Annotated in this window: 15 protein-coding genes; 12 read left to right on the forward strand and 3 right to left on the reverse strand. The window is 44.5% G+C overall.

The window, feature by feature from the left end; translation table 11 throughout:
* From AC1DPK_RS32360 to AC1DPK_RS32385, 6 genes are all read left to right on the forward strand, one after another.
* Positions 1-104, forward strand: a 104-nt coding sequence (locus AC1DPK_RS32360; RefSeq protein ID WP_477512840.1) for a helix-turn-helix domain-containing protein, incomplete at its 5' end; no start/stop codon positions are given.
* 11 nt (positions 105-115) lie between these two features.
* Entirely contained in the window at positions 116-1906 is a 1791-nt protein-coding gene (locus AC1DPK_RS32365) for a sensor histidine kinase (RefSeq protein ID WP_477512841.1), read from the forward strand.
* Positions 1890-2876 (forward strand): substrate-binding domain-containing protein, encoded by a 987-nt coding sequence (locus tag AC1DPK_RS32370; protein WP_477512818.1) that lies wholly within the window; start codon positions 1890-1892, stop codon positions 2874-2876. Before AC1DPK_RS32365 ends, AC1DPK_RS32370 begins: the two co-directional genes overlap by 17 nt.
* Before the next feature lie 375 nt (positions 2877-3251).
* Positions 3252-4760 (forward strand): sugar ABC transporter ATP-binding protein, encoded by a 1509-nt coding sequence (locus tag AC1DPK_RS32375; RefSeq protein WP_477512819.1) that lies wholly within the window; start codon positions 3252-3254, stop codon positions 4758-4760.
* Between the two features lie 25 nt (positions 4761-4785).
* The gene (locus tag AC1DPK_RS32380) at positions 4786-5781 is read left to right on the forward strand and encodes an ABC transporter permease (RefSeq protein ID WP_477512820.1); all 996 of its coding nucleotides are present in this window, start codon (positions 4786-4788) and stop codon (positions 5779-5781) included.
* Between the two features lie 63 nt (positions 5782-5844).
* Positions 5845-6861, forward strand: coding sequence for a substrate-binding domain-containing protein (locus AC1DPK_RS32385; RefSeq protein ID WP_477512821.1), 1017 nt, complete (start codon positions 5845-5847; stop codon positions 6859-6861).
* Positions 6862-7231: 370 nt separating this feature from the next.
* On the opposite strand, the gene AC1DPK_RS32390 is transcribed toward AC1DPK_RS32385, so the two are convergent.
* The 3 genes from AC1DPK_RS32390 to AC1DPK_RS32400 all read right to left on the reverse strand — a co-directional run bounded on the left by AC1DPK_RS32390 (position 7232) and on the right by AC1DPK_RS32400 (position 10074).
* A complete protein-coding gene (locus AC1DPK_RS32390; RefSeq protein WP_477512822.1) occupies positions 7232-7732 on the reverse strand; it encodes an SMI1/KNR4 family protein in 501 nt (166 codons plus the stop codon).
* A gap of 13 nt (positions 7733-7745) precedes the next feature.
* Positions 7746-8702 (reverse strand): HNH endonuclease signature motif containing protein, encoded by a 957-nt coding sequence (locus tag AC1DPK_RS32395; protein WP_477512823.1) that lies wholly within the window; start codon positions 8700-8702, stop codon positions 7746-7748.
* A gap of 481 nt (positions 8703-9183) precedes the next feature.
* Positions 9184-10074, reverse strand: coding sequence for an AraC family transcriptional regulator (locus tag AC1DPK_RS32400; protein WP_477512824.1), 891 nt, complete (start codon positions 10072-10074; stop codon positions 9184-9186).
* Between the two features lie 361 nt (positions 10075-10435).
* Here AC1DPK_RS32400 and AC1DPK_RS32405 point away from each other — a divergent pair, with 361 nt between their 5' ends.
* From AC1DPK_RS32405 to AC1DPK_RS32430, 6 genes are all read left to right on the forward strand, one after another.
* The gene (locus AC1DPK_RS32405) at positions 10436-11845 is read left to right on the forward strand and encodes an ABC transporter substrate-binding protein (protein ID WP_477512825.1); all 1410 of its coding nucleotides are present in this window, start codon (positions 10436-10438) and stop codon (positions 11843-11845) included.
* Positions 11846-11917: 72 nt separating this feature from the next.
* Positions 11918-12841, forward strand: coding sequence for a carbohydrate ABC transporter permease (locus tag AC1DPK_RS32410; protein WP_477512826.1), 924 nt, complete (start codon positions 11918-11920; stop codon positions 12839-12841).
* A complete protein-coding gene (locus tag AC1DPK_RS32415; RefSeq protein WP_076270453.1) occupies positions 12838-13707 on the forward strand; it encodes a carbohydrate ABC transporter permease in 870 nt (289 codons plus the stop codon). Before AC1DPK_RS32410 ends, AC1DPK_RS32415 begins: the two co-directional genes overlap by 4 nt.
* Positions 13708-13752: 45 nt before the next feature.
* On the forward strand, positions 13753-15654 hold the full coding sequence (locus tag AC1DPK_RS32420) for a glycoside hydrolase family 127 protein (protein ID WP_477512827.1): 1902 nt from the start codon (positions 13753-13755) through the stop codon (positions 15652-15654).
* 352 nt (positions 15655-16006) lie between these two features.
* Positions 16007-16456 carry a DUF1569 domain-containing protein gene (locus AC1DPK_RS32425; protein ID WP_477512828.1) on the forward strand — a complete coding sequence of 150 codons (450 nt, stop codon included), beginning with the start codon at positions 16007-16009 and terminating at the stop codon, positions 16454-16456.
* A 230-nt stretch (positions 16457-16686) separates the two neighbouring features.
* Positions 16687-16830 carry a hypothetical protein gene (locus AC1DPK_RS32430; protein ID WP_477512829.1) on the forward strand — a complete coding sequence of 48 codons (144 nt, stop codon included), beginning with the start codon at positions 16687-16689 and terminating at the stop codon, positions 16828-16830.
* Positions 16831-17204 lie beyond the last annotated feature (374 nt).

A 17204-nucleotide genomic window follows, 5' to 3' on the forward strand; every position in this document is an offset into this window, starting at 1 on the left:
CCGTTGGATACAGCGATCCTCATTATTTTAGCGGCGCATTTAAGAAGCATACGGGAGAAACCCCAACAGATTATCGCCATAAAAAAATAAAAGGGTTAGTGTGATACGAGTGAGAATGTTTTCGCGATTGCCTAGTATTCAGACGAATATGGTGCTTGCCTCGGTCGCGCTCATCATTATGACAAGCATTATGATGAGCGTTACTTCCTTTTACTTAACTAAGGATTCCGTCAATTCCACAGCGCAGACGTACACTACGGAGCTGGTGAAACAGGTAAACAACAATATTAAATCCTACATTAACGGCATGAAGTATATGTCTGATCTTGTGGCTGGCAATTATGCGGTTCAAGCTTATTTATCCTCAGCTTCTTTTAATAGCTTAAAGGAAGAGAAGGATTATAAGGAAGCGATCTCCGAAATGCTAGGTGCGATGCTGGTATCCCGAACGGATATTAGCTCAGCGAATATTTTCGGTTATGGCGGACAGTTCGTGTCCGGCCGCAAAGAGCTCGAGTTAAATCCAAACGTCGATATTACAAGTATGAATTGGTATAGGAACGCTAAAAGCATGGGCGGGCAAAGCGTTATTTCCTCTTCTCACGTGCAGCCTATTTTTAAAGACATGTATCCTTGGGTCGTATCATTGAGCCGGGAACTGGTCAGCAAGGACGGCAACAAGAAGCTGGGCGTTTTTTTGGTCGATTTGAATTTCAGCGTTATGAATGACATGTTCAAGGATATTCGACTAGGCCAAAGAGGATATTTATTCATCATCGATTCGGATGGGAAAATCGTCTATCATCCCCAGCAGCAATTGATTTATAGTAATTTGAAAACAGAGATGATCGATAAAGTGCTGGAAGTCAGAAACGGAACGTTCATAAGCAACCAAGGCAGCGAAAGCCGAATGTACACGGTTCAGGATTCTGAGTTTGGCTGGAAAATTGTCGGTGTCTCCTATGTAAGCGAATTAGCTGAAAATCAAAATAATGTGCTGCTGTCTATTATTGTTTTGGGAATCATCTGTATTATTATCGGAATTATTATTTCATTATTCTTGTCTCAAAGAGTCAGCCAACCAATCAAACGATTGCAGGGCTATATGAAGGAAGTAGAAAAGGGGAATTTCGATATCCATGTCCCGGGTCACAAAACGGTAGAAATCCAGAGGCTTGCAAGAGCTTTTAATATGATGGTCGGGAAAATTAAAGAGCTGATGCAGCAAACGGTACTTGATCAGGAACTAAAACGCAAGAGTGAGATTAGCGCCCTTCAAGCCCAAATCAATCCTCATTTTCTTTATAACACCCTTGATTCCATTGTGTGGATGGCCGAGAGCAATAAGTCTAGGGAAGTTGTGTTGATGACTTCGGCGCTTGCCAAGCTTTTCCGCTCATCGATCAGCAAGGGCGAGGAGCTGGTTTCGATTAAAACTGAAATTGAGCATATTACGAATTATCTAATGATCCAAAAAATGCGGTATAAAAATAAGCTGGATTATCATATTGAAATATCCGAATCGATTCAGGAATATCGGGTCATCAAAATCATTATGCAGCCGCTTATTGAAAATGCGATCTATCATGGCATTAAGATGAAGCAGGGACCTGGTTTCATCCGGGTTGCTTGCGAAGAAACGGACTCGGACATTATTCTGATTGTTGAAGATAACGGGAATGGGATGGATGAAGAGAAATTGAAGTCGCTTCATCTTCCAGCTTCCGTTACGGAAGGCGGAAGAGGAGTCGGCGTACAAAATGTTCAGGAACGGCTTAAGCTTTATTACGGGGCGCAATACGGATTAACCTACCAGAGCGTGCTAGGAGAGGGAACAACCGTATATATTCGTATTCCTAAATTACGCCAAGTTTTGGAGGACGAGAGACATGGCAGGAAGTCATAAGTGGGTAACAACCGCCGTTGCACTCCTTCTCATCGCAGTGGCCGTTTTTGTATATGGGCATAATGGATCATCTGCGAAAAAGAAGATAGAGGTTACGGTCATCTTGAAAACAATCGATACATCGGTAGAATTCTGGCAGGTATTAATCGACGGAGTGCATGAAGCTGCCCAAGAGTTCAATGTAAACGTTCAGGTATGGGGGACAAAGTCGGAAACGGACGTTGATGAACAAATTGCTCTTGTGGAGAAGGCAATATTAAATAAGCCAGATGCAATCGTATTGGCCGCGACCGACTACGAGAGACTCGTACCCGTCGCAGAGAAAATAAAAAAGAGCGGAATTAAGCTTATTATCGTCGATTCGGGAATCAAGTCCGATGCTGCCGACAGCATCGTAACGACGGACAACGTCAGCGCTGGCAGAGAAGCGGGCGAAGCGATGAAAAGCTTGATCAAAGATAAGGCTAAAATAGCGATTATCAGCTATGTCAAAAGCGCTGCTTCTCATATCGACAGGGAAAAGGGCGTTCATGAAGTATTAGAGAATTATCCCGGAATCGAAATGCTAGGTACGTACAATGGCGAGGGTTCCGAGCAAAATTCCTATTTGCTGGCTATGGAAATGCTGCAGCAGCATAACGATGTGTTCGGAATTATCGGTCTCAACGAGCCGACTACGGTTGGAGCGGGAAGAGCCATTCAGGAGCTGGGATTAAAGGGGAAAGTGCAGCTGATTGGATTCGATAGTTCTTTCAACGAGATTAAGCTTTTGGATGAAGGCGTCATGAATGCTACGGTGCTTCAAAGGCCTTTTCAAATGGGCTATCTCAGCATCAAAACAGCCATGGAGGTTGTTAAGGGCAAGAAGGCTGCGAAGCTTATCGATACGGGCTCACTGCTTATAACGAAACAAAATATGTATGAAGAGGAGAATCAGAAGCTGTTGTTTCCGTTTTTTGGAAATGAATAGATGAACGAGATTGAGAATAATGGCAGAGTGGCAGAGTAGGCGAAAGCCTGCTCTGTCTTTTTGTTGTTAACGACTAAATAGGTTGAACTAGTAGTTTAAGCGAAGCGAGAAGATCGTTCTGGAGAAACGAAGTGTTCGCCTTTGCGGCCGGATTCTAACCTTTAAATGTCTAATCAAATCCAAGAATCTGGCTGCAACCGCGATCGTAAGAATGATCTGCTCGCGTAGCGACCAAAACAAATTGTTTAGTTTCCTCTAATGAATTGAATCCCCAAAATTATTCGACTCTTACAAGAAGAAATCACATGTAAGTGACGGAATGAACCGTGTAAAGTTATCGGTAACAACATGAATATGGAGAGGGGAGATGAAGCGATGAGTGAAAGCCTTGTACAGATGGAAGGAATCGTGAAAAGCTTTGCCGGGGTTCATGCCTTAAAGGATTGTAAGTTTGACCTGCGGCCTGGCGAGGTACACGCACTTGTTGGAGAGAACGGCGCCGGGAAATCGACCATGATGAAGGTGTTGACAGGCGTGTATCAGTTGGACGAGGGACGCATTCTCTATCAGGGCGAAGAAGTACGTATTCCGGATACAAGAGCCGCTCAAAAAAAGGGAATCAGCATGATTCATCAGGAGATGAATCTCGCAGCCGATCTAACCGTCGCGCAAAACATTTTTATCGGCAAAGAGCCGCGGAAAGCGATCAAACTGTTTCTGGACGAGAAAGAGATGAATCGACAAACCTCCATTTTACTCAGACAAATGAATCTGGATATCGATCCTACCACGCTTGTATCGAAGCTGACGGTCGCCAAGCAGCAAATGGTTGAAATCATTAAAGCCATTTCCTACGACTCTCAAGTGCTAATCATGGACGAACCGACAGCGGCGCTTAGTGATGCGGAAATTGAGGAATTGTTTAAGATTATCGTCCAGCTGCGAGCTAAAGGGGTAGGCATTGTGTACATCTCTCACCGTATGGCGGAGCTGAAACGAATTACTGATCGCATCACGGTTATGCGAGACGGAAGCTACATTGATACGGTTGCGACCGCTGATACCAGCATCGATAAAATTATTTCGATGATGGTGGGCCGAGAGCTCTATCAATCGGATAAGACGAACCGGTTAAAGGACGAAACGAGCGAAAGCATGCTTGAGGTACGTAATCTAAACCGTAGAAATGTTCTTCACAACGTGAGCTTCACGCTGCGGAAGGGCGAAATACTTGGCGTAGCCGGATTAGTCGGCGCAGGAAGAACGGAGGTTGCCCGGGCAATCTTCGGTGCTGATCCCCTCGATTCCGGTGAGATCCACGTGCATGGCCGCAAGGTACGGATTAACGGACCCCATCAGGCCGTGAAGCATGGCATTGGGTATTTGAGCGAGGATAGAAAGCACTTTGGTTGCCTGCTGGAAATGGATGTTTCAACGAATGCCACATTGGCAACGACTGGCCGTTTCACAAGCGCGGGTTTTTGGATGAACGAAAAACGCATGAACGAGGTTTCGACTCAAATTGTTGAGGAGCTTAAGGTAAAAACGCCAAGCATAAAGCAAAATCTGAAATTTCTATCCGGCGGAAACCAGCAGAAGGTCATTATTGGGAAGTGGTTAACGAGGGACTGCGACATCCTGATCTTCGATGAGCCGACTCGGGGGATCGATATCGGAGCCAAAAGCGAGATTTATAAGCTTCTTGAGAACTTGGCGGCTGCAGGCAAATCGATCATTATGATCAGCTCGGAACTGCCGGAAATTTTAAGGCTTAGTCATCGTATCATCGTGATGTGCGAAGGAAGAATTACCGGGGAGCTTATGAATGACCATCTTGCGACCCAAGAGCAGATCATGACTTATGCAACAGATCGAATCGGATAAGGTCGGGAGGGAAAGGAAGAGAAGCATGAATAAAACAACAGTGGTTGAGCAGAAATCGCATTTTGCGATTAAGTCAGGCCTACAGCAGCTCTTAGTATTTGGAAGTTTGATTTTGCTCGTCATCTTTTTTTCTATCGCATCGGATAATTTCTTTCATTTCTCCAATATCATTGGCATTTTGCTCTCCACCGCGGTTATCGGCGTACTGGCGTTAGGCTCGACGTTCGTCATTATTACGGGCGGCATTGATCTTTCGGTTGGCACAGTCATGACGCTGTCCGCAGTCATGACTGGCGTCTTCATTACGATCTGGGGGCTGCCCATTCCGATCGGTATTATCGGCGGTTTGCTGACTGGGGCATTATGCGGATTTTTATCGGGCTTTACGATTGCTAGACTGGGAATTCCGCCATTTATAGCCACGCTCGCGATGATGATGATTGCCAAAGGGTTAGCTTTGGTTATCTCTGGAGCCAAGCCGATCTATTTTACCGACAATGAAGTTTTTATGGAAATATCATTAGGGTCGGTATTAGGTGACCTTATTCCAGGCTTTGATATTCCGAACGCTGTCCTTATTTTTTTCATCGTAGCCATCCTCGGGAGCATCTTATTGTCCCGAACGATTGTTGGCCGTTACAACTTCGCAATCGGCAGCAATGAAGAGGCGACGCGTCTATCCGGCATTAATGTGCGAAATTGGAAAATCGTGATTTACACGATAACAGGCGTGTTTACAGGAATTGCCGGCATTCTGATGGCATCAAGGTTGAACACAGCGCATCCTTCTCTCGGCGCGGGTTACGAGCTGGAAGCGATAGCAGCGGTAATCATCGGCGGCACCTCACTAAGCGGCGGCAAGGGAACGATCTTGGGAACCGTAATCGGCGCACTCATTATGAGCGTTTTGACGAACGGTTTACGCATCATGTCGGTTCCTCAGGAGTGGCAGACGGTCGTGGTTGGTTTTGTTATATTACTCGCGGTATATGCGGATATTTTGCGTCGTCGCAAGGCTTAACAGCGATATAGTCTCCTTGGGAGATTATATATAAATGCAAATATAATTCATGATGAAGGGGATATGAACATGAGAAAAGTATGGATGATGGCGGCTTTGGTACTCGTAGTATTCATTAGCGCTTGCAGCTCGAACGGAGGCAGCAATTCACCTTCGAATGCACCAGAGTCAACTAAAAAACCGAGCTCTGAAGCGCCTGCTAACACGGAAAAAATGTATGTACCGGTTATTTCCAAGGGATTCCAGCATCAATTCTGGCAAGCGGTTAAGATCGGCGCAGAGAAGGCTGCAGCCGAGCTGAATGTGGATATTACTTTCGAAGGCCCAGAATCTGAATCTCAAGTAGACAAACAGCTTGAAATGCTGCAAGTCGCATTGGATAAAAAACCTAGCGCAATCGGTTTCGCAGCGCTGGACAGCCAAGCTTCAATCCCGCTGCTCAAGAAAGCTAAAGACGCCGGCATTCCTGTTATCGCATTCGACTCCGGCGTGGACAGTGACATTCCGCTTAGTACAGTAGCAACGGATAATGCGGTTGCCGCTGGTGTTGCAGCAGATAAAATGGCGGAATTAATCGGTGGCGAGGGCGAGATTGCGATTATTGCCCATGACCAAACGAGCCGTACGGGCATCGATCGTCGTGATGGCTTCAAGAAACGTATCGAGGAAAAATACCCGAATATTAAAATCGTAGATATTCAGTATGGCGGGGGAGATCATCTCAAATCGACCGATGCGGCAAAAGCGATTATGCAAGCGTACCCAAAACTCAAGGGCTTCTTCGGTACCAATGAAGGCTCCGCTATTGGTGTTATTAATGCAGTAATGGAAGCCAAAGCGGTCGGTAAAGTAACGGTTATCGGTTATGATTCCGGTAAAGCACAAATTGATGCGATCAAGAATGGCACGATGGCTGGCGCTATCTCCCAAAATCCGGTTGGTATCGGCTATGAAACGGTTAAAGCCGCAGTTGCGGCTGCCAAAGGCGAAACGGTTGAACCCGCTATCGACAGCGGTTTCGTATGGTACGATAAATCCAACATCGATAACGAAGAAGTTAAAGCCGTTCTTTACGAATAAATAGACAAGAGAATCGTACTAAGGCCATATTGGGGCTGTACATAAAGGAACTTCTCCTTTAGCTACAGTCCCGATCGACTTGTCCCATTCATTATATGGAAATTAAGGAGGAAGCTCTATGAGAAAAAGGCTTGTTAGCTCTACTCCCTTTTTATTCTTTCTAAGTTACCGTAGCCGCTCCTGATTTATGTAAAATGTAGCACTYCCTCTATCGTCATAGAAAATATGCGGCGAGAGAGTAGAAGAATTAAAATGAAGTCTATAAGAGATTGTATAAACGTTTGTTAAATCAGTAAATACGGAAGACTCCTGCTTAAAAAGCAAGAGTCTTCTTAACGTTGAGTCCATTATAAATTTTTTATATACTCTACTAATTCTGCCACAACCAAAACCTTTCTCCCTGACAGAGTATAATCCTTTCAAACCACGTTCTAAAATTGATTTTAAAAGAAAAGGTTTGTTGATCAATAAGCTCTCCGAAATCTCGCCAAAATAAATAATTATCACCATCAGTTCGTGAAGAATCGATTAATAAAAGATCACCTTGGTGACTTGCTATGGGTATCCAGTTGTCAAGCATGTAATCATAATGGTTCTGTAATATTTCATCAATACTGAATAATTCAAATCCACCATAGGTTCTTACAACATCGAACAATCGCGCACCATTTGAATATAATAAAAAATTTATATAATCTATCGGTAATGACCAATTTTTTAATTCACACATGCTTTCAATTTCATGCAACGAAGCTGGTGGATTAAAAGTACAAATTGTTTGATATGTTTCTCCACCAGTAGTTTGAATTGTTAATACATTATCATTAAATCTAGACATTAAAGCTTTGATTATAGTCTCATATTTACTCACAAATAACTCCTCCTTAATAGGCAGCAAACCACGGATTGACCGTTCCAGTATGAAAAGTTTTTACTAGTGGGATTAAATTCGAATATACATTAGTACCACCTAAATTTCTTGGTCTAATATGATGTATTTGATAATCATCCCAATTCCAATTTAGAACTCCACATTGTGTTTCATACCATTTGACATACGCATCCCTGCCACTCCAGGAAATTGAAGGAACTCTAGCCCAACTCGTTGTAGCTGGCTCTATCATCACTATACCAGAATGTTGATCAGTATATGGTGGATATACTACCCCATTTTTAGTGTAAAGCTGAGCTACATCGGTACCACCATTATGAACACTTACTAAAACCGTTCCGGAATAGATTTGTGCTGTAAAATCGCCTTTCCAATATTTTGTACTAGCTACTGTAGTAGGTTCAGATGCGTCTAGTACTTTTTTCATAGTTTCGCTTGATGTCGCTTCGGTAGAGTATGTGCCATTTCTGGAGGTAGAAGATTTAAGACGATTAGATATTGAAATAGAAGTTGGGGCTTTACCAATATAGCTTGAATATACTACTTTATGTGTGATTGTTTTATTTACCACACTAGAAGTGAGATATACATTAAATATTACTGCATTTGCCGGAGCTGCAGCAGCATTAAATGAATTTATGTTCCTATTTTTGTTTAAACTTTTCTCTTTTTCAATTAAATACTCTTCTAAAGTTAGAGATTTACCAGTCTTGTCATCATAAACAATAATATAAGTTTTATAAGAAGACGGTGATACACCAGCAGTAATTTCTTTTTTAGCTACTTCGTTTCTATATCCCGTCGTTAAATACTTCCTAACCTCTTTCAAAAATACATCATCTGGATTTTGCTCTATAGATTCAATAAGTTTTTTTTCTAGATTAAAATCCTCATATTTTATCTTCTCTGCTGATGATCTTTGATTAAAATCTATATGATGTAGCCACATCCTCGGGTCTGATTGGCATGGAGATGCAAGGAGCTATGACTATATTCGCTGTAACTCTTAAGCGGATATTGAAATTAATTGATTTAAATACAGGATAAGTAACATTATTTAGTACACAAAAAAGACATCCTTCTCCCAAAATATGAGAATGGATGTCTTTTTTTATGTTCTGCTAGGGACTGCCGAAAAAATGTGTGGGTTGTTCAGTGGCCTCAATAGATAGCGTATTTTTTTTCGAAATCACAAGAGAACATATGATGAAAATACCCACAGCAAAGCTGGCTTTTCGTGGGCAGCGCAATGATTGGGCTTATGCTTGCTTGGTCACGAATCCTTCGAGCTCCATCTGCCCGAATCATCTTGGGTGGTTTTAGGGCCTAAGCTTCAGCTTTGTGTCGTGCAGAAAGCCGGGAATCGGAGAAGGCAAGCTGAACGCTCTTCTCGTATTGCTGTAGCGGAACGTCCTCCGGATTCGCTGCATCTAGCGCTTCTTGGCGAATTTGCTGCGGAAGCCTGAGGGAGAGAGACCTTCTTTCTTGGAGAAGCAGGTGGAATAATGCGAGATATGATGGAAGCCAACTTCATCTGCGATCTGGGCAATAGATTTGGAGGTTTGCAGCAGCAGCCGTTTGGATTGTTCAAGCCGGTAATATTGAAGATAGGTTATTGGGGTCATTCCGTACATTTTCAGCATCACTTTAGCCAGATAATTGGGGTGATAGTTCAACTTCTTTTGCAGCACCGAGTTCGTGATATCGCTGGCATAGTTCTGGCGGATGAACAGTTCGATCCGCTCGGCGAGCTGAATCGCGGTGGCGTTCGCGGGGGAAGCGAGATCGCGATCCAAATGTTGCAAAAATAACTGGAAGGAAACTTGTCGCTTCCAGTTCCGAAGCGACTGCGGTTCATTCTCCTGCTGAAAGAAGGTGTCAAGCGCCTCCAACGCTTTCGTCGACAGCTTCATGTGCTTGGGAAGGAAGATGGAACAGACATCGGCGTGGTTGACATACGCTAACTTTTTGTGTTCCTCGATCAATTCCAGCTGGTTGCTCTGGCATTCGTTCATGTCGCGGCACATCTGCCAGCTGCCGAAGGTTTGAAAGTGAATCCAGATGATTTCCGTATCGGCTTTGCAGGGCGCATTGCCGTAATGATGAGCATTCGGGAGAAGGATGAGTCCTTCTCCCTCATTGACTTCCCAGCTATGGTCATTCTCGGCAATGGGGAGAACCCCTTTGCGGACGACAATCAGATCGAATACATTGATACAATTTCGGTCGATATGGGTATCTCCTACCTCGTAATAGGCATAACCGCAATCCACGAAATAGGGAATCGGTGGTGAGATAAAATGAAGAATCGTAGAGTCCACACTGTTTCCTCCTAAGATTGGAATCGTGAATATCAAGGTAGAAAATATTGTTATTTTTATAATACTTCATAGTTGTCTTTTAAATAAAGAGTTTCCTGTTGATCGTCTGGCATAAGCTCGATTTCCCGATATCGGGAAATCGGTGGCGTAAGAACGAAGGTTGAAAATATTAAAAATCAGGTTGGAAAATGTTGTTTTTTTTCAAGGTACTTCATGTCACAATTCTATTAAAGCGCTTTCCTGAATCATGTCATGTTGCAATGGAAAAACACGACGGTTTGGTCAGGCGTAGAAAGGCTAAACGTTTCATTCAAACGATTAGCATTTAACATCATTCAATTGATGAAGGGAGAACGGGGCAATGAAAGTAGGAAAAAGACTTGGGGTAGGTCTAATCTTGGCTGCACTGACATTCAGTGCAATAGGCTGTGGGAACAACGGTAACAAAGAGACAAATACAACACCATCGGCAGGAGAGGCTTCAAGTAAACCGGAGAATTCGCCTTCCAAAACGGAAAAGGTCAAGATTACGTATTCGATGTGGGGTAGCGAAGAAGAAGGGAAAACCGTCCAGGCGGCGGCAGACAAGTTTAATGCTTCCCAAGACAAAATCGAAGTAAAAGTGGAGGCAATTCCTTGGGAAAACTACATGACAAAGTTGAATACACAGGCAACGGCAGGCCAATTGCCGGATACGGGGATATTGAAGGAGGATGGCGTCATCCAGTGGTCCTCCGACGGCATGTTGAATGATGTGAGCTCCATGTACGATGGAAGCGACAGCAAGCCGCTCGATAGCTTGGCCTACAAATATCAAGGCAAAACCGTAGCCTATGCTGCTGCCAATGAAATCCTCCTCCTTTATTACAACAAAGACATGTTTGACAAAGCGAATGTGCCTTATCCACCATCCGCACTGGATCAAGCATGGACATGGGATGAATTCGTAGCTGCGGCCAAGAAGCTGACGGTTGACAAGAATGGCAAACATCCTGACGAGGATGGTTTTAAATCGCAAAGCATCGTTCAGTATGGCGCCTCTATTGAAAATCTACCGTGGCAGTTGGAAACCTGGGCGCTTAGCAATGGCGGCGGTTTCTATTCGAGTGACGGGAACGAAGTGAGAATCGGAGAAGATGCCAGCACGGAAGCGATTCAGAAAGTTGCTGATCTATACTTGAAAGATCATGTTGCCCCGTTGTCGGTTGGTCAGACCGATGATGGCATTCAGCGCACTATCATTGCAGGAACGGTTGCCATGGCCACAAACGGTGCGTGGAATGTAGGAACCAGCTTGAATACAGCCAAGGAGAAAGGTTTGAACTATGGCGTAGCCGTACTGCCTTATATGAAGGAAAAGGTTACTCTAAACACGGGCGGCGCCAATGTCGTATTCTCCCAGACCAAGCATCCGAAAGAAGCGATGGAATGGCTCAAATGGTACAATTCCGAAGAAAACAACTGGGGGCTCATCTCATCAGGCATTTGGATGCCAACGCTGCAAAAGTGGTATACGGATGAAACTCTCACCCATAAATGGGTCGACAATCCGAACTTCCCTCCGTATGACGAATACAAGTCTGCGGTAGTCGATTATGCGCAATCCGCCGCCGCTAGACCCGCATCGTGGTTCTATACAAATCATACGACGGACTTTAACACCTTGCTCGGATCGACTCTAGGGGATGTTTGGACCGGAAAGACGACCGCCAAGGAAGCCATAACCAAAAATCTCGATGCTTTGAATGCGGCTCATACAGGCAATAAATAACGGATAGGAGGAATGACCGCCAATATATTGCAAGTGGCGGTCTTCCTTCAAACATGAGGTGGGGAGCGAGATATGGAACCGATTAACAAACCGCTGAAGCGTCGTTCTCGCTTTTACTCAAGCGAGGCAAGAGTTGCTTATATATGCTTGATTCCGGCTTTCCTCGGACTGATCTTCCTGACCTACCTGCCTCTTCTGGGGGTGCTCGGAATCAGCATGACGAATTGGACAGGGTTAGCCAACCCCGAATTTGTTGGCCTCAATAATTATATCAAGCTGTTTACCACCGATCCGTACATTAAAGATTCGATTATCGCGACGGTCTACTTCGCCGTATTATCCGTAGCCGGAAGCATGATTTATTCGTTTTTCATCGCGATGTTGTTGAACCGTAAAATTCCGGCAAGAGGTTTTTTCAGAGCCGTATTTTATGTGCCGTTCGTTTTGCCGGCTGCTGCTATATACGTAGGTTGGTCCTGGCTTTACGAGGCGAATTTCGGTTTCTTCAACTTTCTCCTCTCCGAAATCGGGTTGAGCAAAATTCTCTTTATTGCGGATTCCAGATGGGTAGTTCCTTCGCTTTCCTTGATTGCGGTCTGGTTATCGGGGAACTTAATCGTTATTTTTTTGGCCGGGCTTCAGAACGTTCCGAGCGTCTATCATGAAGCGGCTGAGATGGATGGCGCAAGCGGATGGAAACGCTTCTGGCATATCACCTTGCCTTGCATGACGCCGATTATCTTTTACAACTTGTTGATGAGCCTGATCGCTAATCTCCAAGTCATTACGCCAGCTCTTTCTCTGACCAATGGCGGCCCGGGCAATTCTTCAAGGTTCATGACTTATCTGATGTACGATCAGGCTTTCGTCAATTACAGGCTGGGTTATGCCTGTGCGACGACCTTTGTAATTTTCGCCATCCTTGCCGCGTTTACCGGTGTTTTGTTCAAGACATCAAATCTGTGGATCTTTTCTGAAGGAGGCGATGGCAATTGAGTGAAGCAGCGTACGTCAGACTAAAGAGCAAGAAACGCAGTGAACGAACGATAAACGTGATTATGTTTGTAGTCGTTGTTTTATTTGCTTTAATCGTGCTCTTCCCGATCTGGTGGATTTTTCGTACGTCTCTGATGACCAATCCCGAGATCTACAAATATCCGCCATCCCTATTACCGGGAAATTGGTTGTTTTCCAATTATGAAGATACGCTGAAGGTATTTAAATTTTGGAAATATCTAGGCAATACGATGATAATCATCGTTCCTTCCTGTTTGGCGGGAACGTTTACGGCCACCTTGTGCGGATATGCCTTTGCGAGGCTGCGGTTTCGGGGGAAACAGTTGATCTGGACCCTATGTGTCGGTTCAATGCTTTTGCCTACCATGGTTACGCTCATTCCGCTGTACATTGGATGGACGCGGGGTTTGGGGGTACATGACAGCTATCTGCCATTGATTTTGCCATATTTTTGCGGAGGCGGCGCGTTTAATATCTTTTTAATTAGACAGTTTATTCTCTCCATACCGAGAGAACTCGACCAAGCGGCAACGATTGACGGAGCCGGATACTTCCGCATCTTGTTCAATATTATTATTCCAGCGATCAAGCCCGCCATGATCGTCGTCGCATTGTTTATTTTCATCGGCTTGTGGAACGATTTGCTCCAACAGATGATTTACATTAATTCGAGCGATAAATTCACGATAGCGTTGGGGCTTACCAATTTCAGAGGTCAATTAAAGCAAGATTGGTCGATGACGATGGCCGCCACGTGCTTATCCTTTGCTCCAGGAGTCATTTTCTACCTGATTGGTCAAAAGTATTTTGTAGAGGGAATCACGATGACCGGATTGAAAAATTAGTTCGGATCATTGTCGCTTTGTCCCATTGAAAGGAGAATTATCGATATGAATGTTAGGCTTAATGACCAATTTTGGCAGCCCAGGGTTCGGCAAACTATCCAGGAAACGATTCCCTATCAATGGAAGGCGCTGAACGATGAAATCGAAGGCGCGGAACCGAGTCACGCCGTAGAAAACTTCCGCATCTCGGCAGGAGAACAGACAGGAACTTTCTACGGAATGGTTTTTCAGGACAGTGATGTAGCCAAATGGATCGAAGCTGCCGCGTACAGCCTGCGGCACTTTCCGAATCCGCAGCTCGAAGCCGTCATCGATGCGGTTGTTGATCTGATGGGACGTGCCCAGCAGTCAGACGGCTATTTGAACACTTATTTTTCAGTCGCTGCACCGGAACAGCGCTGGAAGGATTTTTCATTCGGGCATGAGCTTTATTGCGCGGGCCATCTGATCGAGGCCGCGGTGGCTTATTACGAGTCCACGGGCAAGCGGGCTTTTGTGGATATGATGTGCCGTTACGCCGATTATATAGACCGGATTATGGGTCCGGATTCGGATAAAATGCAGGTGTACTGCGGTCATGAGGAGATTGAGCTCGCGCTCGTAAAGCTGTTCAAGGCAACGAAAGAACAAAGGTATTTACATTTGAGCCGATACTTCGTTGAGGAGCGTGGAAAGCAGCCGAGTTTCCTGAAGGAGGAGCCCGAGTTCGGCGGACCTTCCAAGGATCGCTGGTTCGATCTGGATTACCATCAGGCTCACGCCCCCATAAGAGAGCAGGAAACGGCAGAAGGACATTCTGTGCGTGCCATGTATTTGTATTCGGCTATGGCGGATCTCGCGATTGCATACGGAGACGCAACGCTGACCGAAGCGCTTCGCAAACTATGGGTTCATATGACTTCCAAGCGGATGTATATAACGGGAGGGCTCGGCTCGCAAGGTCATGCCGAACGCTTTACGATTGATTACGATCTGCCTAACGACACGGCATACACCGAAACATGCGCATCCATCGGACTTGCCATGTGGGCATTTAGAATGCTCCAGATTGAAACGGACAGCCGATACGGGGATGTGATGGAACGGGTTCTATTCAACGGGGTGCTGAGCGGGATGTCGCTAGATGGCAAACGTTATTTTTACGTCAACCCATTGGAGGTTCATCCTGCTGTAACTCAATACCGTTACGATATGCAGCACGTCAAAACCGAGCGCGTACCATGGTTCGGCTGCGCTTGTTGTCCACCTAATATTGCGCGGCTGCTAACGTCTTTGGATACTTATTTCTTTACGCAAAAAGGCAAAGACATCGCTATGCATCTTTATGCTTCCAATGAGAGTACATTCGATGTTCAAGGAAGAAAGATGATATTGCATACGGAAACACATTATCCATGGGACGGAAATATCCAGATCCGACTGCAAACGGATGAGCCGATCGATTGCACGCTATCTTTCCGGATCCCTTCATGGTGTAGGGACCCTTACATCAAGGTAAACGGGAACTTGCAAGCGCTGGATACGATCGTCAAGAGCGGATATGCGCGTATCAGCAGAACATGGATGGAAAACGACGAGATCAAGCTGTATTTCCCGATGATCGTCGAGCGCATTGAGTCGAACCCCAGAGTGCACGAGAATGCTGGCAAAATCGCTTTGCAATTCGGTCCACTCGTTTATTGTATGGAGGAAGTTGACAACGGCCCGGACCTTACGGATATCTGTTTTCCCGAAGAGTCTGAATTAACGGCGGTATATAAGGAAGACGTTCTAGGCGGTATTGTCGTGTTAACCGGAGAGGGGCTGCGTTCAGATTTTTGTTGGGAAGATGACCTGTACAGGCCGGTCATGCGAAAGAAGAAGAGCGTCCCAATCTTGGCTGTGCCATACGCATTTTGGGGTAATCGGAACCCAGGCGAAATGACGGTTTGGATTCGCGAAAAATAAAAAAAGTCGAACGAATGCTTTTTGGATTAAGACACTGCGCTAGAACCGATGACCTCTTACATTCTCATAAATATTGTGAATCCGAAATGAGACTTCTGCTATGCAGAAGTCTTTTTTTGTAGGATAAAAGTGATCTGCTTGAGTTTCGGGGTGTGTAATATCCCTATAATTTCGACAGCTCGGAAGTAGTGGAAGTTGGATGATCGACAGAAGGTTTTCAATATGGTAACCTGCAATCATGACAAACTCGACTGGAAAGCCGGATGATTAGCGTGTCCGATTCTCATATGGATTATTTCTGAACAATATGGTTTCTATGAACTGCTCATTTAAAGAGAAGGGACGGCAATGAATGAAAAGTATTTTTGATCGAAACCATACGAACGAGATTTTAGCACGTATCGATAAGTTAGAGGGTCATTCAGAACCACATTGGGGGCAGATGAATGCTGCTCAAATGCTGGCTCACTGCTCCGCATTCCAGGACATTGCCTCGGGCGTTTCTTTTCCAAAGAGAGGATGGCTTGGGGTCGTGATTGGAGGCTTCGTGAAACCAATAATGTATAATGACAAAACATTGCCCCACAATATGTCAACGATCCCGACCATTAAATTTACAGATGAAAGAGAATTCGAGAAAGAAAGAGAATTATTGAAACAAAAAACCGACTTATTTCAGCGCAATGGACCGGAGAGGTGCACGACTCATCCCCACCCCTTTTTCGGCAAGCTTACCTCCGAGCAGTGGGGCATCGGTATTTATAAGCACTTGGACCATCATTTAAAGCAGTTTGGCGTTTAGTTTTCTCTGTGTGATGTTTGGGCTAGGGCATATTTCAAGAGGTCAACGGCTTGATCCCGCTAGTCTCCATTAAACCATAAATTCAAACCACTTCTGCTGAAGTGGTTTATTTATTTGTGACAATCGTTTTCTATTTATATATTTTTTTCATACAATTTCCCATAATTTTTTGGTAATTTGGCGATAATCATTTGTTAGACTAAGCACAGAAACATGAAGGAGATCACGCTATGTACACGATTTATCTTGTTGAGGATGATATGAACTTGAATCAAATTCTTGCTTATTACTTAAAACAGGAAGGCTGGCAGGTTAGCAGTTTTACGGACGGTGATGAAGCAAGGCGGTCTATTCAGCAAAAACCGGATATGTGATTCTTGACATATGAAGGTGTTATCCGAAAATACAGAATCAATGACCAACTTTCTAGATAGGTGCAGCCCATTCGGATTTTCAACGACCTTAATTGTTCTCTCGACGGCTTTCGAAGATAAAAGTTTGGTAGGAAACAATATGTGATAAGGCATGAAACGGAATACCTAGATAGTTTCACTACAGAAACGGCAGCGATGCCGTTTTTTATTTTGATCTTTGTGTGTATGATATTCCATTAGAAAATAATGAATAAAGCCTTTCGGAATAAACTCCAAAAGGCTTCATATCTAAATTCTATAGCTAGATTTTCATCATGTGTTGTCATCGTAGAAACCGAGGCAAGAATTCAACTACCTCCAATTATTTATTGCGA

The sequence above is a fragment of the Paenibacillus sp. 01T424 genome, assembly GCF_056398745.1.